Source organism: Alcaligenes sp. SJTW-7 (assembly GCF_047716895.1).
Taxonomy (GTDB): domain Bacteria; phylum Pseudomonadota; class Gammaproteobacteria; order Burkholderiales; family Burkholderiaceae_B; genus Alcaligenes; species Alcaligenes ammonioxydans.
The window spans coordinates 1,990,272-2,014,581 of the sequence record NZ_CP136682.1; the positions used below are offsets into that span (position 1 = coordinate 1,990,272).

The following is a 24,310-nucleotide window of genomic DNA, read 5'->3' on the forward strand; positions in this document are numbered from 1 at the left end:
CCTTATACCTCATCCTCAGAGGCGAGCAGATAAGACACCATCAGTGCGTGCGCTGGCATAAACCAGCCATGGCGATCAAAATCAGAAATCTGTCGAATAGCAAATTTCAGATAAGTCGGTGTAACAGGAAGGTCGGTGAGACTAGCTTTTCCTGCCGTAACGTAGGCCATAAAAATCGGCAGATAAGTCACGGCATCAGTGAACTCATCCAGCGAAAGAGCTTTCACCAAAGGCTCCAGCCCCTGCTGGTCCACCCAACTGGAAAGCTCCTTACCAATTATGGTAGGCCAACTCCAACTGGACTCGTGCAGGTGTCGCAGATCCTGATACCAGATTGGTAAAACTCTTTCAGGTGGAATACTCCTCAACGAGTCGCGATGGCCAGTGCTCAGATAGTCCCCTAGGTAGTCGAATCCAGAAACCATACAGCGCAGCACGCTAGCTCTATTGGAGACAAGACTGTTTACTAATGCGTCAGGAAGACCAGTCAGGCGCATGTTGTTATCGAACAGCCGATAAGCCTGCACCCATAACGAAAGCGGGACGGTTTCCCATACGACAGCAAGCTCGTCACTGATACGTGTGCAGAACGATTCATCCATTTCTAGACGCAATACCGCGAAGCTCAGTGCGGTATGATTTCGCGACAGGGCTTTCCAAGTTTCGAAGGACGATAATGGCAGGTGATGATAATGCTGTTTCAAGTCAGCCAGATACTGCCAACCACTGTGATCGAAGTCTGTTGCCATAGCAGCGATCTGCTTCTCGATAACATGCGGATTATGTTGAGGATGGAAAAGTTCAGCTGCGCGATGTAGCGAACACACTTCTAATTGATAATCGAGGCTGTTATTCTGCGCCATATAGAGGCTAGGACGAAAATGGACGCTCGAGTGCGTGCTCGGATAGATCAACCATGGTCCCTGAGATTGCATTTTTTGTGGAATTTCGAAGTAACCAGTCCCTACCCCCTCGCTATTTTTTTCGACCAACTGAAGCGGCGTACACTTTGGGTCGGAGAGTAACATTGCCTCGGCCTGAACGCCATCCAGCATCGTCGCATTGGAGGTACTCCCAATATAAAACGTAAATTGCCGCTCCCATTGGAGTTGCCCGCCATAGCGGCGTATTTCTAGCCCTAGTAGTGGCTGTTCAGTACCTATGGAAAATTTGATATATGCATCTTGCTCGTCAACTGCACCGAGCATGTTTTGCATGTCGCCTAGGTAGCTGAACAAATTTAGTGTGACAGGCGTTGAGCCCACCCAGATACGAAAGGAGCGTTTCGGATGAGGCTGTTCCAAACTCATGAGCTCCAGTTCTATATGAAAGGTCTGCCCTTGGGCAAGACCAGAGATTAAAGCGATACGGTACCCGATCAGGTCAGCTAGGGTCAGCTCGCAAGCCCGCGATGGATTTCCATTATGGTCCAGAAGATGAGCCCCCTGGTAGGGGTAAGGTAGACGCAACTGGACCGGAGGCAGGCCCTGACTAGCTTCCAGTATAAAGGTCGTTGGGGGGCGTTCGCCTCCGTAGTGTAGCTGCAGCGCATGTTCGGATCGCTCCACTCTAAGGCTATCGCTAACCACCTGTAGATCAAGCAATCCCGTTCCTTTAGACAGGATGCGTGCAGGCTCCTGTTCAAAGCTTGGCGACATGGAAAGGCTGAATCCCTTAGGCAAAACACCGAATCTGCGCTGCAGCAGCGTGCTTCCTGAGCGGTTGCGCAGGCTATAACGGACAAGACCATAACTGCTATAACGTTGACGGTCGAGCAACTGACCGTTGATAAACTCGCGTAACTCATGGCGAGGATAGGGATAGCCCTCGGGCAGCTCAAGGTCTGGCCAACCGAGAAAGACGATCGAGGGAGAGCTTTCATAGAGTGCATAAACGCCATTCAGCGTGGGCTTACACTCGTTTTCAGCGTCCTTATTCAGTTCGATCAGGTAGTGTGCAGCACCGTTGTTGAGAGACAGATCCGATCGCGTCTCCAGCCAGTGACCATTCTCCGCATCCTGGGCTAAGATCACTGGGGTTACGCTATCACTGGCGATGGAAAAGTCTTGGGGAATACGAAGCCGAGCCAACCCAGATCCCACGGAACAGCTGGAGCTGGCAACAAGTTGCCACCGCTCAGAGCGGTTCTCAAATACCAGGGGGGCCTCTCTGAAATCGAGCGCACTACCATCGAAAAACAAACAATGTACCGTGCGTCCATTCTCCATGAGGCGCAAGCTAAGCGGCTCGTCTGGTGCGTACCGTTCCACAGTTACCTGGGGGTTGGCAAAGCGAACCCTGAAGCCCTCCGATGTAAACTGGCCATAAACAGTAGCACCGCGGGCAAGCAGCCGCTGGCCTTCGTAATAGAGCAATTCGAGGCGCGTGCTACCTAGACTCGTCGGATCTATCGCAAAGGTTGCTGCAGAGGGTAGAAATAGGTCGGTTCGTATTGACCAATGGGGTAGCGTGCCATGCAGAAAGTGCTCACAAGTAAATCCCCTAGCTTTCTCGAGTGCCTCTTTACGTTCCTGACGTTTCTGACCTGCATCCCGGAGCCAGTCATTTAGTAGCGTACGAGCATTGGTTTCATCGAGTGGGATTGGAAATGCATTCGTCCAGTCTTGAGCATTCTCATCGAGATAGCTGGCAGGATCCTGCTGATCCTTAAGGGGGTATTTTTCAACCAGATACATAAGTTGGTCAACGGTGCCTGCCAGTATCCGACGTGTCTCTAAGTTGCGAAAAGCTGCGGGTAAACCCTCTTCGAAATCGGCGATCAAGTCAGCCGTAGTTTTCCGGTTACTCTCTGTCCGGTAGTAATGCTTAATGCCTCGTCGTATTGCCCTCCCGAAACCATGCGACTCACTTTTCACTAGAGGCCAAGGCAGGCCCCCCTCTGTGAATAACGAACCTAGTAAGTCTCGACCATTGCCCCGGACACGTATCGGCCTCTTCCAATAAGCAAGCCCCTCGTTGGTCAGCGTTGCACGCTGCTGCGGAGTTAACAAAATCTCCAGTTCCTCTTCAGCCCCAGACCAGGACCAGGAGCCGTTGTAGTTCCGGCGATATTGCTCACTGACGAAAAGACAAAAGCAGGCCCCCATATACATGGCATGCAAGGAGTTGCTTCTTTTTTTGAATTCTTGTTTTAGTAGTTCGAGAAGCGATTTATATTCTTCCTCGGATATCTGATAGGTATAGAGAGGGTTGCCATTTGGGCCTCTGAAAAGCTCACGACTAAACAGTAGTTCGCTGAGCCAGGCTTTCAGCGGGTTGGTTAAATTTGGCGATTTTTTTATAAGCATCAAGAAAGCCCTTCTGATATTCAGTAAATCCTAAAGAACTCGCTGGCCACTTGGCCGAAAATCGACTGTACTAAAACTATATGACTTAATCAGCAATCGTCTATCAGATCAAGTCTAAGCCATTACACGGTATAGCCGTTCAAACCCACCAAAACAGTTAATTTCTACCAATTCCAGCACGGCTCACCGGACACCCGCCTCTTTAGGGAGGTATTCGTTAGCACTACGGCATCATTTGTTTGCAGTGTTGTTACGGCCTCCGTGACATCAATTTCTGTCTCCCGCTTACCCTCCAGAATTTTCCATACAACCTCATCAATTGTGCCGGGTATTAGCGGCACGATAATCACTACGTCGCGCTGTTGGCCCAGCCGGTATGTCCTATCCTCAGCTTGACCCATGAGCACCGGGGTCCAGGGCATAGAAGCAAAGGTCACATAAGTGGCGGCAATGAGAGTGGTCCCAACGCCTGTCGCCACGGTGCTACCGATAAATCCCCTGACCTCGGGATCATCTTGGACCGTGTCGAGAGCCTTTTGCCGCTCAGTGCCCAAGTCAGCGCCGAACAGACGCACTGCCTTGATGCCCGCTGCCGCACAGGCGTCATGCATAGCATTGACTATGCTCCTGTACTCGCAAAAGATGATGATCTTCTCTTAAGCCTGCAGACCTTCCATAGTTTCGATCAAAAACGGCGCCTTGAGCGTCTCCAGGCACTGACGCAGCTTGGTGATTTTAGGCATGACCATCACAGGCTCACGTCGTCATAAATCGCCTTGTATGCCGTAAGATCTTCGCTGGGCGAGATATAGCGCACAGAATGTGTTGTAGCGCCCAGGTCAAGTACATCCTTGCGTCTGCGCAACATCCAACCAGCCAAAGCGCGGGCTAAAGCAGCACGGCGTTCTCGCGAACTCGTAAAGGTATTCCTGAACTCCTTGAGCTCCATACGACCCAGCGAGTGATCCCAAACGCCAACCCGACTTCACGAACAAAGCCACCCAGACGTTCATAATTTGAAATGCTCCATTAACAGCCGTATAACGTCGAGATTCGATCATCCCATGCAAAGCCGACTACAGCATCGGGATACACTGCGTGGATCTCGCGTTCCCAGTTGATACACAAAGAGGCGGGGCAGACAATAAGCACTCTACTCTGCCCCACAGCTAGACGAGCACCTACAACAGTCTGACGTGTCTTACCCGGCCCATATCATCGCCCAAGCACGCACCAGTTTGACCGGCCAGGTGACGGACACCATCGACTTGATAGTCCCGTAAACCTGCGCCCACAGCGATCGCAGCCAGCACAGCATCGTCAATGTCGACCGCGTTGCTTTGCTCTAGGTCGGCAGACAAAAAGCCCGTTCCATCCACATCTTGGGCGGGGCCGCTTTCCCCTTGCTCAGGGGTCGCGGCAGGCACCTGGATGGAAGATTCATCAGCATTCGGTGATACCAGCTCTTCGAGTACGACAGGCTACTCATGCACGAACGAAAACTCAGCCGCCACTCCTGCCAGGTCACGGAGCACCTGCTGGATGTAAGCTACGTCACCGCGTACTTGCCACGCCGCAGCGGACTTATGAAATCTCCCCTGTAGCGCCCGCATTGCACGAACGCACAACCCATCATAGGAAAAGCTAACGGCATGTTGGCCATGGTTGAGCTCGCCTCTGGCCAGCTCAAAAACTTGAACGTCAAGCAGTTGGGTAAAGTAATCAGGCTCGTGGCCCTTATAACCGCTTTTAATAGCGCAGCCGCCCCGTCAAAATCAACATGCTCACGCAGATAGAGCGCCTGCAACCACGCCTGGGCATGTTCTGCACTGCCCTGCTCCAATACCCACATCCTCCGCCCCGGACACCACCATGCTCCAGCTTTGGATAACCGGGTCGCCATTCCTGAAATATTGAACAGTTGTAGCCCAAGCCTGCGCCCATCAAAAACAGCTTGAATAAGTAACTCAGGGGCCTTAAGCGAGATTGGGACAATATTCAACGGCAGCACCTTACTTTCATAACACCTCCATATCTATGAACATTGCCCCCTATCTTGTTAATTACGCTGGAACATCCTCATCCGACGGCACATCTTGATCACGAGCTGCCGCAGGCCGGTTTGCTTGCTTGTAGGTGATCGATTCAATGCGTGTGAGCTGCAGGGCCACATCCTCAGCGACGATCTTGATCACCTGTACCTCGGCATTCGTGGTCTCATCTTTGGCAAAGAAATCCCGCTCCTCACCAATGACCAGCACGCGAGCTCCCTTGCGCAAAAACTGTGCGCACGCCTCGGCCTTGCTGCCGTAGATCTCAACCTCGCGCCAGAAGCCCCCAATCTGCCCAACTTCGCCGGTGGCCTGGTCCACCCCATAACGCCCAAAGTACACACGCATACTGCACACACTAAACTCTTCGCCCGAATTGTTCTTACGAGGAATACGTTTCAAGGTGGGTGAGTCGCCCAGGTTGCCCTTACCAATAAACAAGTTCTGCATATCAACTCCTTTCGGTGAAAAACAAACGACTTGACCATATGGTCGGATTGCCCTGCATTAACTGGATCACGCCCCACTTCGACTCGGAATTGGCCTAGCAAAAGTGGGAACTTTGCGTTGCTGACTCAGTAACTTCAGCTCACGTACGAGTCCGCGCAATTTGAGGTGTTGTGAATTGAACTCTTGAGCTTGGGCATTGGCGTGTTCGTACCACTGCCGCAGCACGGTCGGTAGGACCGCATATCTTGAGTGCGCCTCTTCCCATGACAGATGCTTTCTTGTGCCAATCTCTCGCCAACGCAGCGCCATATAGCCGTCCGCTTTACGACGGTGCTCAGCCAGATACATGGAATAGCCAGCCACTTTCTTTGTGGCAGCACAGAGAGCGACCATATCTGCTTCAACTTGGTCAACTTGCATGAGATGGTGGCGCAGCGACTGGGCAGTGCCCCTACCCGTAAAGGGCTTTGTGTCAATCACGCTCTGACACGTCTCGTTCTCCAAGGTCTTCCTTGCCCACTCAACCACATTGACACGTAGACTTCGAGTTCGCTTCGTCATCCTTTCGCCCTTTCCTCACAAATCCCTTTCTTCACACCAAATCTGAATCGGCATCTTGAAACTGATTGGCTTCGCGCTGTGCTTCAGCTTCAGCCAGTTGCACACCGACTGACTGCAACAGGCTCCTTTCCTTCTCAGTTAATGTGTACCGACGCCGAGAATGTCGTGGTTGCAGCTTGGCGGTAAAGACGTCGGCAGGCACCATGCCGAATACTTCGCGCACGAATTCCACACGCTGCTTACCCTCTTCTGAAGCATGTTCCGTAATGAAGTCCAGTCGGGACAGCGCATTGATGTCTGGCTGCATGAGCCAACGTGAGAACCTGGCGACCTCATTGAATACGCGACGGATAAAGCGAGTCATTTCTGTGATCGAGCGGCGCATTTGCTGATCGCTTAAGAGCGTCTTGCGACCCAGCGTCTTTTGCAAACGGATGAAGTAGTCGTAATCAACAATCAAGCGGCTGATGCTGTATCCGTAGGGGGATCGGAACCCCAGTTGTAAAGACTGCGGTTGAGCGGACTTCAACACGGAATAGCTCAACCCACGTTGCTGCTGGCTGGACAGCAAAGTCTCGGCGGTCTTGATCTCCTCTTGCAGCCGCTCATTCAATTCTTCCATGGATTGCTCATGACGCAGCAAAGACCAGTCAGCGTAGGGATTGTCATTACCCGTCAACAGCCATAAGCTGCGCAAAGAACTGGCGACACGACGACCACCTACGATAGGGGCCACATCCGAGCCAGGCTCACGAACACGCCCCATAAACAGCCTGAATGCCTCCTTGGTATGCAGGGTCATCAGATCGTCTTCCGAATCGACCAGAGAGCCCAAGTCATCCATAGCGAAGAACTCGGCTGGTTTGACGTCAGGGTCCGAACCCTTGCGCGTCTGGAACTTGGCCTGCATACGTGCCAGTTGATCTTTACGATCTTCCAGTTCGATATACCGCTCATAAAGTGGATCATCCTCACGCATCGGCCCTGCCATAAACGTGGCCAACAAGGCTTCTTCGCCGGTGATCGAATATCCATCGGCGAAAGGTGAACTCTCCTCCGTCGAGAACCCAATAAGAGACTTGGGTGCGGGAACGACAGCGGGCTTGTCGCTGGAACTGAGTCGTGGCTGCTTATCTGTAGAAGTAGGCATAGGTAGTCACTGAGAAGAGGAAAATGAATAGGAGGTGACGGACATCATCAGATTGTCGACCCCTTGAAATCTGCCAGCGGTGTTGCGTTGACAGCATCCAGAAACGGGAACGTATTGGCACGGAGCCCAGGCAACATGCCGCTCAAAGGGTCTTGATTGAGAAATTCCAACAAGGCGTCACTGTTGACTATGACCAAGGTGCGGTAATTGGGCTGAGGCATCACGTTAATAAGCCCCATGGATTCCAACCGCTCGAAGGCACGTTGAACTTGACGGCGGTTAATCTGACCTCGCAATGAGTCCAAAGCCATCTTGGTAGCGGACGTCCGAACTCGGCGCTCATCTCCGTGGTCTTGTAGCAGTACATGAAGAACCAGGGCATCGCTATATTTCTGTAGCCTATGCAGAAGATGGATAAACAATTGTTCGTTAGTCATTAATACGGTCTCCTAAGTCTGTGCTCTTGAGTAGCCCAAATCGGGCTACTTCCCAACCGTTGGGCGGTGGCCCAAAACGGGCTACCCCCCACCGGGTGGGAGGTGACCCAAAACGGGCTACCTCTTAACCGTTGGGCATTGACGCAAAATGCGCTACCTCCCAACCGTTGGGGATTAACGCAATACGCGTTACTGAATGAAGCACGGGTAAACCAGGCCGTCATGGCAGCTTCCTCATGGTCTGCACCTGCTGGCGCAACTGAGCAAAGGCCTCCTCTTTCGTCATTGGAGGCAGAGTTGTCGTCAGGTTTGTATTGAGAGCCTTGATGTGCTCTTGGACGGCGTCTTGAGCATGTCGATTTTGTTCACGCTGGCTCGCAATGCTTTGCGTATATGCCAGTTGCACACGACCGGATTCCAAGCCGACACGCAGCGAATGCAAGTAGCCAGGAGGATTTGCGATGTGCTTGCCTGGATTGCGCAACTGGCCTTCCAACTCATCAAGCAAACTCTGACGATGCTCTGGCTTGGCAATGGACAGCACCTTGCGCACAGCCTCATGCCATTGCTTGCCAAGCACGCTGGGCAAAGTGATATCAACCTCGTCGTTTTGAACATTCAAATCATCACGACGACACCCCTCTATCTCGGCCAGTGCCTTGGACTTATCCCCCGCGGGCGCCGTGGTGATGGCGGGTCTTGTAGTTGTTTGAAGAGATATTGTTGTATTATTGTTTCGCGTTTTGGGCAGCTTAGTTTCGCGTTTTGGGCAAGTTAGTTTTGCGGTTTGGGCATCAAGTTTCGCGTTTTGGGCAACTGGGCAAGTTGTGAGGTCGCTTGTTTTTGTGAGTTGTCCACAAGCTGCCCCAGGACTCACTGGGGTCTGAGCAAAGAGACGTCCAGGATTCATACTGGCAGGGTCACGCAGCGCGTGCTGGACAGTTGCGTTGGCCCGTGCTGCGCCAGCAGTATCCAAATCAAACAGCGGCCTTTGTGACTGTGTGCCAGCTCCAAATAATTTGCTTGATCGTGATGGCGCAGGCTTCTGCCCATTCAAAGGAACAGGTTTGGATACCGATGTCAGTTTCGGTGCATCAGCAATGAGTGGTTGATCGATAGATTCAGACTTGAGGGGGTACTGCTCCTGACCGTGCAACAAAGGACATAAAGCCAGCAGGTTAATGCGTATGCGATTGCCGGCTTCCTGGAGTAGACCCATCTGTTTCAGGCGATCACGGGCATTGCGTTGTGTTTTGCTGGTCAAGCATAGAGCGTTACGAATCGCCTGTTGAGACAGCGTAAATTCACCCTCGATGCTTCGGCTGTAAGTGAGAACATGCCGTTGCTGAATCAGCAGATACGAGAGGTACAAGCCAGAGGCCACATTGCCCGCGATATCCGCCAAGGGCCGATAAAAGCTCACGTAGCGTTTCAGCAATGGGGCGAGCTGCGCCCAGTTTGCTTTCTGATCAACAACCGAGATCCCCAGGCAAGAAGCGAGACGATCCAGGTTGATACGGTAATGGAGCTTGGCCGGTCTACCAGCCAGCTTTTCCTGAATCAGCGAATGTTGAACAAGTAAGAGACGAGCGCTCTCCTGCTCTCGGGTACTCAATCCCGTTGCTTGCGTACACTGTTTTGCTGTCAGAAAGAACCAGCCATCACGATTTTTATAGTGAACGGCAGTATGCCGAGCCCAATAGAGTGCGTGCCCCAAAAACAAAGCAGCTTTGAAATTGCCCAGCGTTTCAGCCAGGTTCGGGTAGTACTGTACAAACCCTTGGCTGGTGAGCAACTGCATAGCCTCATCAATTAGAGACGCCGTTGTTGTATCGGTGTTTAATGCGGCACCCATAGCCATCTCATCCGTATCGCTTGGAAAGAACGGGTTGTGACGACGATGAGCCTTGTTGTTGATGAACCTCTTCGAGCGAGTTAGCCAATGAAGCGGATGCTTGGAGAATGGCATCCGCAACAACATTCAGATGCAAGCGGTATTCCGGCACACGTCCTGGCCCCGACTGTTCACTTAACATGCCCAGAGCAATCAAGTCGCGTCGGCATGTCCGCTGCTGAGAGGCAGTAATTCCGGTGACCTGATGACATTGAGTCGCCGATAGGCGAAACACATAATCATCCTCCTGGAACTCCTCGGGCATTGCTTGAGCAACCCGTTCCAGCACAGACGAAAGCCATAATCCCGTGATGACATTGCCCGTGATATCGACATATAGGCGATGGAAGCTGATTGGCGTTTGCCCCATCAAATTCAACAGCGCCGCTTGCGCTAAAAAGTCTTCCTTTGGCGCGTCTTTACTGTTCTGGGAGCCATCGGCATGAGAGGACGGCAAGGCCCACCCGCCCTGTGTCTGGCCATCACAAGCACGCTTTGACGGAGGCAGAGTCGACGGATGCGGCGCAGTTGTAGAAGTGATTGGCATAGTCATAATTTCGTCCATGTGGCTTTATCCTTGCAGTGGTGGCGTCGTCGGCTTTATTTCCAAACCAAGCTCATCATCTTCAGCAAACTCGACAATGGTTTGCTGGAGGACACTGATTCGCAGCTCAGGAAACTGTTGGTGTAAGGCGTAGACTCGGTCTCGGCAGGGTTGCTCAGACATCGATTGCTGAATATCGAACCAGGCTCGATGGATGGCATCACGCACAGCGACCGGAGGCAGGGCCGTACGGCCGCCAGGCTCCCCTCCCGGCCTGAGCTGTGCGCGCAAGTCCCGGTACTCCTCGTGGGACAGCTTGAAATACGCACACACCATCCGACGCGAAGCGCCATGAATCACAAAGTATTCGCGTAACTTGGCGTGCTCACGCCGCATATCGAGCAGATGTAGTCCCTTGCTGATGACTTGTTCAGACAGTGAGAACCACATTTCCTGCGGAGAGTTGGCCAGATTCGTGATGTCCCGAGTGGTTCGGTAACGCAAATCATCGAGAAACTCGGGTGAGTAGCCCGCACGCAGTAGAGAGTCCATGTACCCGCCATCGATTTGCTCAATAATGTGGGCCAGCAACATGCGCCGTAGAACAGGACATTGAATGGGAATCTTATTCATGAAATCTCCTCCGTCACATCCGGCATGAACAAGGACACAAAGCCGTCCAGTTGACGCTCTGGGTAACGGGTCCGAACCCGTTCCATTTCTGAGAGCAGACGTGTGACCAACGGCCCCAATTGCTCATGCCGCAATACCAGGCTCACGCTTTGGAGCGAGACATGGTCAAATGCCTCGCCCAGTAACTCCTGCGCTCCTTCCTGAAACTGTTCCTCGCCCTGCTCCCAAAGCTGTTTCCAAGCAATGGTGAAGCCATCGGCTTCGTGTGGGATGAACTGCGTAAATCGACGATCAAGCTGACCGGTGAGACTGACCAGGATTTTCCACAGGGCTCTGCGGTAAATGACCAATTCTGGTTCCAGCTCAATCCCATCGACATACCCAATACCTTGTGAAGGAAAGTCCAGGTAAAAGCCAAAGATGTGGTGTGGCTGATCGCTTTTAAAAAGCACATCCGACATGTCGATCAGGCTCTGAAACTCGCCTAACACCGTAAATATCGGCTGTGGATCGAACCCTTCCCCCTCTCCGCTCAAGACCACGTTCTGGGAGACCGATGGGGAAGCTGGCAAAAAGGCACCGCCAGAACTGTCGGGCTTACTCTTAGGCGTAGGCACACTGGCCAACATTCGACCGAGTGGAGGCTGAGTAGGTGGTTGAATTGCTAACGGCTTGGGGTCCACTGGCGCCATAGGAGTGGCTTCGATCAGCCTCAGGGTCTCAACCTCCAATCGCGGATTCGCCTCCAAGGCTTGGGCCATGGCCAGCAGTTTCTCAGGGGTCACACCCAAAGTTTCAGCGATGGCTGCGTTGACCTCATCAAGCAACTGCGAGACGTCTAAAACCTGCTGAGCACTCTGATCTGCCGTGACAGATTGTTGGCTCATCACAGCGGCGTACTTGTGCAAGATTGTCTGTAGCGCTGTTTCAGCGACTGCTTGCTGGCTGAACTTGTCAGCTAGTTTTAGCCACTGCGAGATCTGCGGTTTCAATAGCAGGTTGACATCGCGCGTTTGTAGCCAGCGCCCGATCGGGGTCAGATACTCAACCGCAAAAAGGAAGTTTTGCAGCATGCTCATGCCGAAATTCAGGCCGCTGGCCTGGCGCAACTCCCGGTTCAATTCCGTGGTTGAAAGCGATTTGCCCGATTCTTTCTCGAAATGCTCCTTAAACGACAGCACTCCCTGAGCTTTCTCCCAGAACGAAATCTCGCCACGCTGCTCGTTTTCCGCCAAGTGCGCCGCAATAGTCGGCGCATCCCCCTTCCAGACTTTGACGATGACTGTCAGGCGTGCAAAGCGTTGGTCGCCCTCTTCGTACAGCTCTTTCGCAATACGCAGCCGTGTATTCCCGCCACCGTAGACCATATAACGCGGCTGACCAGGACGCCTGGTAACGCTGATATGGTTCAAGATGCCGTTGGCCCGAATCGACGCCTTGATCTCGTCATAGAGTGGGTTGATTTCGGTACGCGGGTCAAATTCGTACCGATCAATATCGGTAACCGCCAAATTTGAAATACTGCCGTCCACCACATCCATGGGCGTCATCGCACCCATGGCGTTCAGCGGTGGCGGCGTGCCCATCAGGGAACGTTTGGCGATGTCTTCGTAATTCGATTTTTTTGAGGACACGGGACTGGTCTCTCTTAATTTTGAGCTCAACTCAGCGTTCATGCGCAACTGCGCGGCACGCTGACTGGCGGTCAGCAATTCCGGAGTTTTAGACATGGCGCGCTCTACGAGTTAGTCGTGAGCGGGCTGTCTGGCTCGTCTGACGCGGAGATAGGGACATGCAATGCAGCGAGCGCAGGAGCTAGCTCATTGCGATGATTCGGAGTGAATTTGTTGCTCAGGTTGGGGATCAATTCCCACAGCAAACTGTGCATGTGATCGCCCGCTCTGACCGGATCAATCCAGTGAGCAGGGACTTGGGCGGTAGCCGCTTTTTTGTAGGCGACCGCTTGGGGAATCTGGGTGGCCAGCACGTTCACACGCCCGCTCATTTCAATGAACTGATTGCGGATTAGGCTGGACATGGTGCGGCTATCGACCGTGTTCTCGCTACGGTTAATCACGCACTGGATGGCGGGCACTTTGTAGCCAAGGTTGGAGGCAGACTCGTGACGGGCGACCAGTTTGATCGTACCGTCAACAAACTCACGGGCCGACAGAACATCGGGGGCTACAGGTGCGAGAAGCACATCCGCTGCATTGACGGCGGCGTCTTGTAAGTGGCCCACTGCCCCTTGGGTATCGATGATGCAAACGTCGTACTGAGCACGGATATCCGGGTTACTGAGGGCCATCCGAATACGTACCAGGCGATCAAGCTGATTAGACAACCAGATTTGAAGGGGGCTGTCGTCACGCTGAGTGTCAGAACACACGATATGCAAGAAGCCGCCCTGCACGTTCAAACTTGAACGGTCACCCTCGAATTCGACAGGTGGAAATTCGACGTGACTAATGCAGTCCGTGGTGAGTGCTCCTGACATCACCATTTGCGTTAAGCCATAAGGGGCTTGATGAGCCAGTTTGTAATAGCGAGTCAGAGATGGCTGAATATCCGCATCAATTAAAAGAACGCGATATCCGAAATCAGCAAGCAATCCACCTAAATTGGCAGTTAAAGTGGTTTTACCAACACCACCTTTAGTGGCAACAGTTGTGAACGTAAGCATTTTAAAAACCTCGTTGAAAAAGCAACGAGTTTTCTGCTTAAATTACTGTATAAAAAATACTAATAAACAGGTGGACTTAACATAAAGCGACATTATGCGATAATTGCCAGCGAACTAAACAAGAGGTCTTTATTTGTCCCACACAGCAATCTTGCGGGACCTTCAAGCAACTGATTTTCAAGCAAAAAAGCATTCAATACAGTCAAAATCCGGCCGCCTGTCGTTGCTTCGGTGCACCGGCCACCTGCACCCATAAGGTCTACACCCAATCCTGGGCAATGCGCGCTTTCAGTTCCCTTATATCGGATTGATTGCCCCTAGGGCTGGGCTCGATGTGTTTTGTGGCATGAGTGTAGCCACCACAAGCACGCCAAGCACAGCCGCTCAAGATCAGCCCGCCACAGATACAGAGCGGTGTAGGACGACGGAACGAACGCAAGCCCTATCCCTGATCGCCCGAGCCCGCAGCCAGCACACTGGTTCTGGTCATCTCGTTGCTTGCGCCTGAGATAGTGTTACTGCACTACCAACTCAACTCGTCTATTGCGCGCGCGCCCTTTTTCGTCTGCATTGCTTGCTACCGGAGAAAAAGATGCGACACCTTTAGCCAGCAAGTTTTCCGCCTTAACACCATATGAAGTATGTAAAGCCTGAACAACTGCCTGAGCTCTACTCTGCGACAAAGTCAGATTGGCATCAAGCGAACCTTGATTATCCGTATGGCCCACCACATATACTTTTAGGTCTGGATGGCTAGAGAGCAATTTAGCCATTTCTGATAAGGCCGTATCCGATTCTGGTTTTATCTCCGCTTTAGCGCTATCGAAGTAAATGCCTGGAACCGTGACATACCCTTGGCGCTCGAGTGATTGTTGCAACTCGTCCGCTTGTAGCACTTTAATTTGATCCAGTTCCAATTGGGCACCTTCTACGATTTCCTGATAGAGATAGGTCCTGTTATTGGACGCATCATCCACCACATGCAGAAAAACGTGGACCTCTCCTGCCTCATCACTACGACGGGTGAGCAAAACACGCTCACTTGAACTACCAAAGACCGCATCGCCAAATGCAGTAGGTCGAACGCGTCCCTCAAGGGAAATAAAGGGCATCATATCCGGACCACACGTCTCTGGGCCATGGCAGGCAAACAGCGTTTCAAACCCGCCTTGCTGCAGCGCTTTCTCGTAATTTCGCAGAACCTCCAATGCTGAATGCTCACCCGGAATCCGGTAAGCGATGCGAGTGACCTTGCCCTCCAATTCAAGCAATTGCCCCGGTGCTTTCTTGTCCTTAATGATTCCCGCAGGCAACACGGCGGCATCGTAGTTTTTTCTCAAATAGTTGCGAATCTCTGCCCCTGGGAATCGACTCAAAAGCGGATGATCGCTAGAACCTTTGACGTCAGCGGCAAAAACAGCTGGTGCATCCACTATCAGCAACACCAGAAAAACGAAAGATAAAATTGTCTTTAACATATATTTTAATTATAAAAATAAACCGCTATTTATTACTATTTACATTCTGATTTTTTGATTCTTGATTTCTATGATCATTAATATTTTTTGTTGTTATAGGTTCCGCAATGCACTACGGACTTCTCCACATTTTGCGGGATTAGTGAGTTCAAAATCCGTCACCAAACGCGTCTTTGGATCGTAGGACATCGTTAGCTGACAGGGACGGAGTATGTCTCTGTCCTCATAAATAATACCTGTCGTCATTCCTGGTCGATCCAAGTTATGGTATGCGTAAGTATCTGCCTCCACGGTGACTCGTTGGTAGTAGGAAAGATTCCACTTATAGGCAGGCTCTCCATTCAAAACGGTTTCAACTTCCCCGCTACGACCAAAAGCATCACGATATTTTTCTATGCTCTCCCCCCTTACCATCGGTTTTTCTATGAGCTGAATACCTAACGCGGAGCCTATTTCAGCAGCACAGCCACCAAGACTTATCAGGGTTAAAAACGAAATAATTAATTTTATGATGTGTGTCATTTTATATAAAAAGATACAAATTGTATTAAACGATCAGCTCGGAATAATTCCAAAAGCCACGCGTTTTTAACACACATTCTGCAAGCTCAGGCTTAAAATTTTTCTCTTTTCCAAAGCATGCTCGAAAAAAGAACTCTAAGAGAATCTGCACTCTTTTTCACTCATAGCCATGTTGCAAGGCTATGACGGAACGCCTGGCTAAGCACTCAACGACTCAGCCCATATCCATTAAGCCTCCACAATCGCCATAGTCGTTTTAATACGCAACTGTGTACGGCAAGCCCCTTCTTTTAAACGCAAGGTCAAAAGTATCTGGGTTGTTTGCCTTCTAGAGGGAAGCGGACACCCACTGCATACGGCGTGTAGTGATTTGCTCGTAACTAGCATTGAACAATCCCACATGGAGGGGAACGGTCTGTGCCCAGTACAGAGAGAAACAATGACTTCCGGTGCCCCAGCCGTTCTGAGTACACGTCAAATCCCGACAAGGAAAGCACCATAAGGTTGGGGCACAGACCCAAGCCGACAAGGGCAACCGCCCTGAGCCTTGCGTGCAAAGCGCAAGACCAGCCATGCGCGACAGTTCTGGCGAATCTGAGCACGGCCGGAGCGACGCCATTCTATCGGGACCTGTACCCTGCTCCCGTCGATCATGCTACGCAGACCGACCCGCCAATAGTCGTTTTTTCAGCGCCATGTGATGTCGCGTTTGAGCCGCCGTAACCCTCACAAAGCCATTAACAGCCAATTATCGCCCCCCATGTGATCTGGGTTTTGCCACAGCCGCGTAATAAATCAGAGGCCTAATTAGTTTTGTTACAAGCCGACGCGGCCCGCTGCATGCCTTGTGTTCGCGCGGCCAAGCTTGATGGGTCCCTCATAGCGGTATTGGGGATCAGGTTTCCTTCCCGGTTAAACCAAAAATAAACGCCTGCAAACCAGAATGAAGCCTTTTGTTGCATCACTCTAACATTTACTAACGCAGGGTGCAGTCGGCAGGGATGGAAAACAAGATGGGAATGCAAACGGGGATCTCGAGACAGAGTCCCAACCGAATTGAACTCTATTGTTTGGGAACCTTTCGTTTATTGATCGACGGGCAGGACCGCAGTCACCTGTTAAGTTATGACAAGGTCAAGCTGCTGCTCGCTCTTTTGGTGCTGGCACAGGGCCAGGCAATAGCACGAGTCAAGCTGGCCGATATGCTCTGGCCCGAGAGCGACCCCGAGCAGGGGCGCGCTCGGGTGCGCCATGCCTTGTATGTGTTGCGTCAGGCATTGGCCCCCCTGTCCAAGGTGCTGCTCAGCTCCACGGCAAGCCTGACACTGGAGTCCGATACCGTCTGGAGTGACGTTCTGTACATAGGCAGTTCCACGGCGACCGAGCTGGACGAAGCGCGCAACAAACTAAGCCTGTACCAAGGTCCATTTCTGGAGGGCCTTAAATTGCCCGGTAGTGACAGTTTGATGAGCTGGCACAACAACTGGAATGCACGCCTGGACATCGAGCTGGCGCAATGCCGACACCATCTGATCAAGGCATTGATGGCCAGCGAACAGCAGCAGGCAGCCCTGGCGTATGCCAAAACCTGGGTCAATCTGTGGCCTGAGGATGAATCCTGCCACCGCTTACTTATCCGACTTTTGGTGCAGGACAATGATCATGACGCGGCCATGCTGGCCTATCAGCAATGTTGCGATGTGCTCCAGCAGCGTCTGGGTGTACAACCTGACGCACAGACGCGCGCTTTGCTAGGCACCGGTGTTAACGCAGCGCCCGCCTTACATGGGCCGTCCGATCCCGAAGGCTACCACTTTCGGGCCATGGCTACGGTAGCCATTGCCATTGGCTGGCGCCCCAACCCTGACAGCGGCGACGATTCCATGGAGACGGATTACGAAACCAGAACCTTTCTCCTGCGCGAAACGCATGAGCGGGTGGTGCGCTGTGCTCGCGAACACGGGGCCTGGATAGAACAGGAACATAACGCCACCTTGCTGGCGCATTTCGGCTACCCCGCCATCAATGAGCGTCCCGTGGCCCCTGCCCTGACCCTGGCGCGCACGCTGGCCGGTCTCAGCCGGCCAGCCCAAGTCAGTCTTGGCCTGGCCGTTCATGCTGATGTACTGCCCATTGATCCGACCACGCCCATCAACGCACACCATTTGCTCTGCCAATCCGTCATTTCCCTGGCCTGGCAAGCAGACAATGGGGCGGTCTTGCTCAGCAGTCAGGCGGCTGCACGCCTGTCGTCCTGGTCTCTGGAGGCCTTGCCATCAGGCAAAGAACCATCCTCATACCAGTTACGCCTGAGCGAAACCGCCACCGATACCGGCCGCATTCACGGACGGCTGCGCGAGTTCGATATTCTGCTTCAATACTGGAGCGGTCGTCTTAGCGCGGCGCCACGCATGCTGTTGCTGCATGGTCATACCGGAATGGGCAAGACCAAGCTGCTGCGTTCGCTGCAGGACTATGTGCGCAATGTGGAAGGTGCCGTCGTGGGGCTGCAGACCCAGGAAAATGATGTACGCAGCCCTTACGCGCCGGTACTGCGCTGGCTGCAAAAAGAGCTGCGATATGTCACACCGAATACCGCCGACACCCGTAACGGCGAGCAGGACACGCAGCTACATCAACGATTGATGGCCCAGTACGACCTGAGCGTTGCGCAGGCCGATATTCTGCATCAGACCTTGATTGAACCGTCCACACTCGGCCAGAGCGTAGTGCGTGAACAAACGCAACACGTCTTGCTGGCCCTGTTGCACGCGCTTTGTCGGAACCAGACCTTGTTGCTGACCTGGGAGGACTTGCACTGGTGTGATGCCGCCAGCCTACAATTGTTGCAGCGTCTGCTGGCAGGCGAGGAGCGGCTGCGCATCGTGGCCACCTCTCGCCAGGCCTTGCCCGAGTCCTGGCCTGTCCTGCCCTTGCGGATTGGCGCACTCGCCCACCAGGACATGAATGAACTGATCAGTCAGCGCAGCCGCTCGATCAAGCTGCCTCGCGATATTCGCACGCACATCATCGAGCACAGTGAAGGCAGCCCCATGCTGGCACGCGAACTGCTGCACTTATATCAGCTCGGTCAGGACCTGACCCTGGTGCCGCGCTTGCTGGACCAGTGCGCCGCCCATTTGCGCCGCCTGACGCCGCTACAACGCGAACTGGCCTACTTGGCAGCCCTGCTGCCCAATATTGACGAGCGCCTTGCCAGCCGTTTGCTGGAGCAACCCCAATCGACCATCCGTACCGCTTTGCAGATCCTGGAGCAGCATGAATGGTTGATGTCCACCGAGCAATCCCGCTGGCGCTGCCCCGATATACTGGGCAACTGTCTGCGCCAGCTCATTATCCGTCCCGAGCGTGAACGACTCGGACGACGGCTGGCCGAGCATATGGTCGAGCATAATCACGCGCCATCGGCTATTGCCACCCTACTGGGGCAAGTTCGCTACCAGGATACGGTCCAGTGGTGGCAACGCGCCATCGAGCACGCACTCGAACACGGCCAGTTACAGGAAGCCGAGCGCTACCTGTCACAGGCTTTACGCAGCCGGCGCTTCATCGCCGATCCCACCGTGCATTCACAAACCAGTTTTGCACTGCACCTGACTAAAGCCTCCTTAAGCACCGCGGCCACGGGCCCGGGCTCTCCCCGTTCGGTAGAAGCCTTCGAGCAGGTCAACGAGCTGAGGGACCCTGAAGAGCCCCTGACCTTGCTGGCCAGCCTGTGGGGCGAATGGTTGACCCGCCACAATCGCGGACAATTGGACGGCTCCTTGCCGATTGCCGAAAAAGTACTGCGCTTGTCTCAGGATCAACTCAACGAGGCTTGGCAAGGCTGGGCCTGGTACGCATTGGCCCAGCATCGCCTGTGGCGGGGCGATCCGGTACAGGCAGAGACGTTGCTGGTGCGGGCCCTGCCGTTGATCGGCATGTCGGCCGAACCCCAGGATGCCCAGGCCCTGCCATCCCAGAAGCCCTCGCAGGCGCTGGCCTATGCCTCGTTGGGATTGTGTCAGGCCTTACAAGGCCATTTTTCCACTGGTTTGCAAAATGCCCGCCACGCCATCACCCTGGCCAGCTACCACCATCATCCTTTGGCGGGCGCCATTGCCTCCCGGCTACATCTGATGCGTATTTACTACCTGGCCGGAAATCTGCAGGAAATGGCTCAGGAGAGTTTGGCGTTGACTGGAACGCAGTCACCGGCCAAGCCCGATACGGTCTGGATTGCACTGGCGCAGATGCATCAATTACTACCCGCTGTGCTACAGACCCGCAACGCGGACCTGATTGAGCCCATGCAGGCCGCGATCGAACGTATACGCATGGATATGCCTGTTGCTGTGGAAGGACAACTGTGCATGCTGGCTCGCGCCCTGCTTAGCCTGGCGCGCGACGACGCCGCGTTTGCCGTATTGGCCGAAGCCGAACAGATCAGCGAACAACACGGTTCCGTGCTGATGCTTCCAGAAATACAGTGTCTGCGCGGCGATATCTGGCTACAGCGCCAATGCCCGGACCTGGCCAGCCAACACTGGCAGCAGGCCCGGGAAAGCATGGACCAGCATGGGCTGCTGGCCTACCAGCACTGGCTTAACGATCGCCAGGCACTAATTCCGGGTTGACCCGCAAGGCCTGGGCAATCTGCCCGGCCACGATGCGGGCTTGTTCGCGGCTGTCATAAACCGGGCTTTGCACCCGGTACAGATCTTTGCGTCCCGGACGAGGCAAGGGAATCTGCACGGCGTCAATCCCCAGCGCATCCAATTGCTCAACGGCAGCGCGGGGATCGGCAAACACCCCCACCTGAACACGCCAGCCCTGCTGCGACCGCTCCTGAGCAGGCGTCGCTAATGAGGCCGCCACTTGCTCGGGCGCAGGTTTGGCGGCCCGTTTTGAAGCGGGCTGAACAGCCTGCTTTTGCGGCGCCGGTGCAGTCGGGGCCGAATCGGGCGGCAATGGTCCCTCCTCCTGAAACACCGTTACTGGCGAACGCCAGCACTGGGTCACAATGCGCTCGGGCACCAGATCCTGCGTCCAGCTCGGTTGCGCCATCGGACTGCTCACGCCGGACTGCGCCTCGCGCAGGGTCAGCAATTGCTCGTTGATCTGAGCCTGTCGGGCCTGAATGCGATGCAACTGGTTCACGTTATCCACCAGATTACGTTGCCCCTGCAAACGCCAGTTCAAGACCAGCCACTGTACGCCGGCATCGATCAGACGCTCTTCTTGCTGCGGGAAGTCGCTGGCCTGGAAACGGTGCTCACCACTGCTGAACTCGTGCAAAAAGTCGATAAAGCCTTCTGCGCCCGGATAGACCCGCTCCAGCACAAAGCCTGGAAACTGAATCTGCAGCACTGCATCACCACACTGCCCCTGTGCCCATGCAAAGGTAGCCCTGGAGGGGAAGTTGAAGTTATCCAGCCGCGTCACACCGCTGGCACATTGCAAACTCAGGCGGGTGCGTTGAGGCAATTGACGCGCCCCGGTGTTGAGCAGCGGCGGCTCGGCATCGATCACAACGGCAGCGGCCAAGGACTGAACCGCTTTGGCCTGTTTATCCAGCTCAGCCAGCTCCTGCTGCAAGGTTTCGATCTGGCTACCGCGCACACGCGCCGCCTGTTCATCGTGCAGGCGCGTTTCGGCATGCGCCACCTGCCGCGCCTGAACGGCGTTCGCGTAGGCATAGAACTGCCCACTAAGCGGCATGCTCTGCCCCAGCGCACTGCGCGGTCCGTAACTTTGCGCATCACGGCTCACAAAGTAGCGCAAATCACCCTGCAAGAACTGAGGCACGGTGCCACGATCACCGTACAACAGTTCATAGGCCAGGACGGGACTGCGCACACCCTGTACCACACTCAAGACCGAAGCGGCCCATTGATCCTGCAAACCGCAGGCGGTGCGCCGGGCGGTGTAATCCAGCACCAAGGCCAGCGGACCACGCATCAGAGTCCACACGGCATCCTCACGGGCTGTATCGCGCTGCAACTGGGTGCGCAAGTCATCCAGACTGTGTTGGGCATCGTGCAGCAACGACTCTTGCACTTGCGGGTCCTGTCCAAACCCCCAGGTCTGGCGTGCCAGTTCCTGCGCGCTGCCCGGCCCCTGCAACAAGCGCTTGATCGCATCGGCAAGTTGAGTCTGATAGGCACGCAACGGCGCAATGCCCGCCAGACTGGCGCTGACGCCCTGCACGCTTTGTGTCAACGACTCCCCCTGCTGCACCGAGCGCAGCCCCACATGCCCCAGTGCATTGACGCGTTGAGCCTGATCCAGCCAGCCTGCCAGACCCTCCTGGGCGGGGGCCTGACGGGCGGCCAGACGCAGTTGCTGCAACGTCAGCATGCTAGCCACCCAAGCCGGGCGTTCTCCGGCAGGCACCTGCTGAAACAGCCCATCGACCGCTTCAAAAAGACGGGCATAGGGATCAGCCACTGAAAACAGACTGCTGATGGCGCCATCCCAATCCGATTCGGTCTGCAAATAAAAACGGGCATCGTTAAAGCGCACAATGAAGCGATACCAGGCGTCGTAGGACAGTTGCCGGAAACCCTGTTCCAGCACATCACTTTGCCCCATCCAGAAACTGCGCTCACCCGAGGCTTCGGCCAGCTCCTGGACAAAGCCCGAGATCGCTGCCGTACCGGTCTGCGTCAAACCGGCAGCGATCACAGGCGCCCTAGCATCGGGCCGGACACTCCAGAAATCCGCCAGCGTAATCGGGCGGATGCTGTTTTGAAAATCCGCCCACGCCAGCAACCAGGAGGGCGAGCGAGCACGCAAGCCCAACTGGCGCAGCGCAGCCTGCAACGCATCCAGCTCCCCTTGCAGTTGAACCCGCTCGGGGGACCAGCGCAGATAATCCACATATTGTTGACCAAGCAGCACACCCGTCTGCAGACCGACTTGCCGGGAGGCCGAGTCGCCATACAAGGTCGCCAGCTCCATGCCCGGCAAAGGCCGACCTTCAAGCGGGCTGCCGCGTAACTGGCCGGCCACCAGATTGATGCGACGCACCAAATACTGACTCCAGGCAGCCACTTCTGTCTCGCTGCCGCTACGACTGACGCGTGGCAGATCCTGCACAATCAATGGGTCCAGAAACGCCTGCAGGATTTCGCGCCGGAACGCATCCACAAAACGTTGCTGGTAAAACTGCTGTACCTGGCGCACATGGCCCTGAAACGGCAACCAGGCCTGGATGCCGTGATTGGCGCTGTCCAGCCTGCCAATGGCGCTGCGCCAGATATTGAGCGACTGCACATCTTCGTCCAGCGCACCCTTTTGCATGCGTGTTTCGAGCTGCTGCAACGGTTGGGCCGCAAAGGCTTGCAAACTCGAGCGGGCACGTTCACTGGAGTAAAACAAGCCGCCTGCCAGCGCACCACACAAGAGCAGCCAGGCCAGAACCAGAGAATGACGCAACACACGGCGCCAGGACGACCAGCGGTCGAAGACTTGCCAGCCATACCGGCAAGACGGCAGGATGCGATCGAGCACGTCGCGGGCAAAGGCAATGCCTTCACGAGTTTGATGCGGAGTGCGCACCTGCCAGTACAGGCCACGCAATAAAGGGGTGGCCGAATACGGCGTGGCCTCGAAAGCCGGGGCCAGCAAGTCTTGCAGGATGGCTTGTTGTGCCGCGATACGTTCGGGCAATTCAAACACCGGCGCAGGCTGCACTCCATGCTGACCGAGTACAATCCGCAATTGCGCCATTCGTCGCCCCACGGACTCGAACGCCTGCGCCAGAAACTGCAGCGAGCCCTGCTCGGCCCCTTGTCCGCCCACCATATAGCCCAGCGCCTGATCGTAGACCTCGGGCGGCAATTGCTGCAGCCAGGCAGACAGACCGGGAACCTTCTCGCCCCCTTGCAACATCAGCCAGACAGGAATGCGCGCCTGAAAAACACGCGCCAAGGCATCATGGCGAGCCCGCATCTGCTTGCCCGCCGCCTGCAACTGTTCCTGATTGGCCTGCAATAGCCAGGACAAGTCGATATTGAAAACCAAGCCGTTAAGCGGCTCGCGTCGGCGCGTGCGCATCAGTTGGTGCAACAGACGCGACCATGCCGCTTCTTGGGCCGTGTGCTCATCCGCGCCGAGCACCGGCCCAGCCCACACCATGACACTGGCTTTCATGAAAAACCAGCCCACGCCCTGATCCAGGCCTGGCCCCGCTGCGGGCAGCGATTGCACCGCGAGCCGGGCATAATCGTCCTGAGTCTGGCAAGGTCCAACATCCAGGCTCAGCATCCAGGGCAAGGCATACAACGATGAACGCCGTCCCCCCAGTCGTGCCTGACGCAGCACCTGCAAGCCGGCTCCCCATTGGGCGTCAAACGCGGCATACTGGCTGCCCACCACACGCGGCATGTCGCGCGCCAGACGCCGGCGCAAACGCCACGCCAGCCAGCGCCGACGCAGCCCCGCGGCCAGCCAGATCAGCAATAGTGCGACCAGCACCAGCGTTGGCAAGGCCCACAGCGGCCAGCCCTTGTGCATCACATACAACCAGGCCAGCCCCGTCAGCACGAGCAGCAGCGCCAAGAAGCCCAGCACACGCAAACTTCGTTTCAACATA

At 54.7% G+C, this 24,310-nt stretch carries 16 protein-coding genes; 1 reads left to right on the forward strand and 15 read right to left on the reverse strand.

The features are described 5' to 3' along the window. Positions 1–2: 2 nt before the first annotated feature. From RSQ48_RS08945 to RSQ48_RS09010, 14 genes are all read right to left on the reverse strand, one after another. Positions 3–3,308: an STY4851/ECs_5259 family protein gene (locus RSQ48_RS08945; RefSeq protein WP_094196762.1), complete on the reverse strand. Its 3,306-nt coding sequence runs from the start codon at positions 3,306–3,308 to the stop codon at positions 3–5. Between the two features lie 164 nt (positions 3,309–3,472). Further along, positions 3,473–3,919, reverse strand: coding sequence for a helicase-related protein (locus RSQ48_RS08950; protein ID WP_415301692.1), 447 nt, complete (start codon positions 3,917–3,919; stop codon positions 3,473–3,475). A gap of 570 nt (positions 3,920–4,489) precedes the next feature. Beyond that, a complete protein-coding gene (locus RSQ48_RS08955; protein WP_415301693.1) occupies positions 4,490–4,669 on the reverse strand; it encodes a hypothetical protein in 180 nt (59 codons plus the stop codon). Between the two features lie 188 nt (positions 4,670–4,857). Next, on the reverse strand, positions 4,858–5,310 hold the full coding sequence (locus tag RSQ48_RS08960) for a hypothetical protein (protein ID WP_415301694.1): 453 nt from the start codon (positions 5,308–5,310) through the stop codon (positions 4,858–4,860). A 61-nt stretch (positions 5,311–5,371) separates the two neighbouring features. Then, complete coding sequence (locus tag RSQ48_RS08965) at positions 5,372–5,809, reverse strand: single-stranded DNA-binding protein (protein ID WP_086060003.1); 438 nt, start codon at positions 5,807–5,809, stop codon at positions 5,372–5,374. Positions 5,810–6,401: 592 nt separating this feature from the next. Next, complete coding sequence (locus RSQ48_RS08970; RefSeq protein ID WP_415301695.1) at positions 6,402–7,520, reverse strand: PFL_4669 family integrating conjugative element protein; 1,119 nt, start codon at positions 7,518–7,520, stop codon at positions 6,402–6,404. A gap of 47 nt (positions 7,521–7,567) precedes the next feature. Next, positions 7,568–7,957, reverse strand: coding sequence for a hypothetical protein (locus tag RSQ48_RS08975; protein WP_415301696.1), 390 nt, complete (start codon positions 7,955–7,957; stop codon positions 7,568–7,570). Positions 7,958–8,177: 220 nt separating this feature from the next. Continuing rightward, entirely contained in the window at positions 8,178–9,812 is a 1,635-nt protein-coding gene (locus RSQ48_RS08980) for a hypothetical protein (protein ID WP_415301697.1), read from the reverse strand. 7 nt (positions 9,813–9,819) lie between these two features. Further along, positions 9,820–10,416 (reverse strand): hypothetical protein, encoded by a 597-nt coding sequence (locus RSQ48_RS08985; protein WP_415301698.1) that lies wholly within the window; start codon positions 10,414–10,416, stop codon positions 9,820–9,822. 6 nt (positions 10,417–10,422) lie between these two features. Next, positions 10,423–11,028, reverse strand: a complete 606-nt coding sequence (locus tag RSQ48_RS08990) for an STY4526/YPO1902 family pathogenicity island replication protein (RefSeq protein WP_415301699.1) — start codon at positions 11,026–11,028, stop codon at positions 10,423–10,425. Beyond that, positions 11,025–12,704 carry a ParB family protein gene (locus RSQ48_RS08995; protein WP_415301700.1) on the reverse strand — a complete coding sequence of 560 codons (1,680 nt, stop codon included), beginning with the start codon at positions 12,702–12,704 and terminating at the stop codon, positions 11,025–11,027. The genes RSQ48_RS08990 and RSQ48_RS08995 overlap by 4 nt, the downstream gene beginning before the upstream one ends. Before the next feature lie 62 nt (positions 12,705–12,766). Beyond that, positions 12,767–13,711 carry a ParA family protein gene (locus RSQ48_RS09000; RefSeq protein ID WP_415301701.1) on the reverse strand — a complete coding sequence of 315 codons (945 nt, stop codon included), beginning with the start codon at positions 13,709–13,711 and terminating at the stop codon, positions 12,767–12,769. A gap of 515 nt (positions 13,712–14,226) precedes the next feature. Next, positions 14,227–15,189 (reverse strand): DUF4892 domain-containing protein, encoded by a 963-nt coding sequence (locus tag RSQ48_RS09005; protein ID WP_415301702.1) that lies wholly within the window; start codon positions 15,187–15,189, stop codon positions 14,227–14,229. A 93-nt stretch (positions 15,190–15,282) separates the two neighbouring features. After that, a complete protein-coding gene (locus tag RSQ48_RS09010) occupies positions 15,283–15,711 on the reverse strand; it encodes a hypothetical protein (protein ID WP_131070581.1) in 429 nt (142 codons plus the stop codon). A 1,070-nt stretch (positions 15,712–16,781) separates the two neighbouring features. On the opposite strand from RSQ48_RS09010, the gene RSQ48_RS09015 reads away from it, so the two are divergent. After that, positions 16,782–20,348: an AAA family ATPase gene (locus tag RSQ48_RS09015; RefSeq protein ID WP_415301703.1), complete on the forward strand. Its 3,567-nt coding sequence runs from the start codon at positions 16,782–16,784 to the stop codon at positions 20,346–20,348. Here RSQ48_RS09015 and RSQ48_RS09020 read toward each other — a convergent pair. Beyond that, positions 20,317–24,309: a type VI secretion protein IcmF/TssM N-terminal domain-containing protein gene (locus tag RSQ48_RS09020; protein ID WP_415301704.1), complete on the reverse strand. Its 3,993-nt coding sequence runs from the start codon at positions 24,307–24,309 to the stop codon at positions 20,317–20,319. The genes RSQ48_RS09015 and RSQ48_RS09020 overlap by 32 nt on opposite strands. Between the last annotated feature and the right edge of the window lies 1 nt (position 24,310).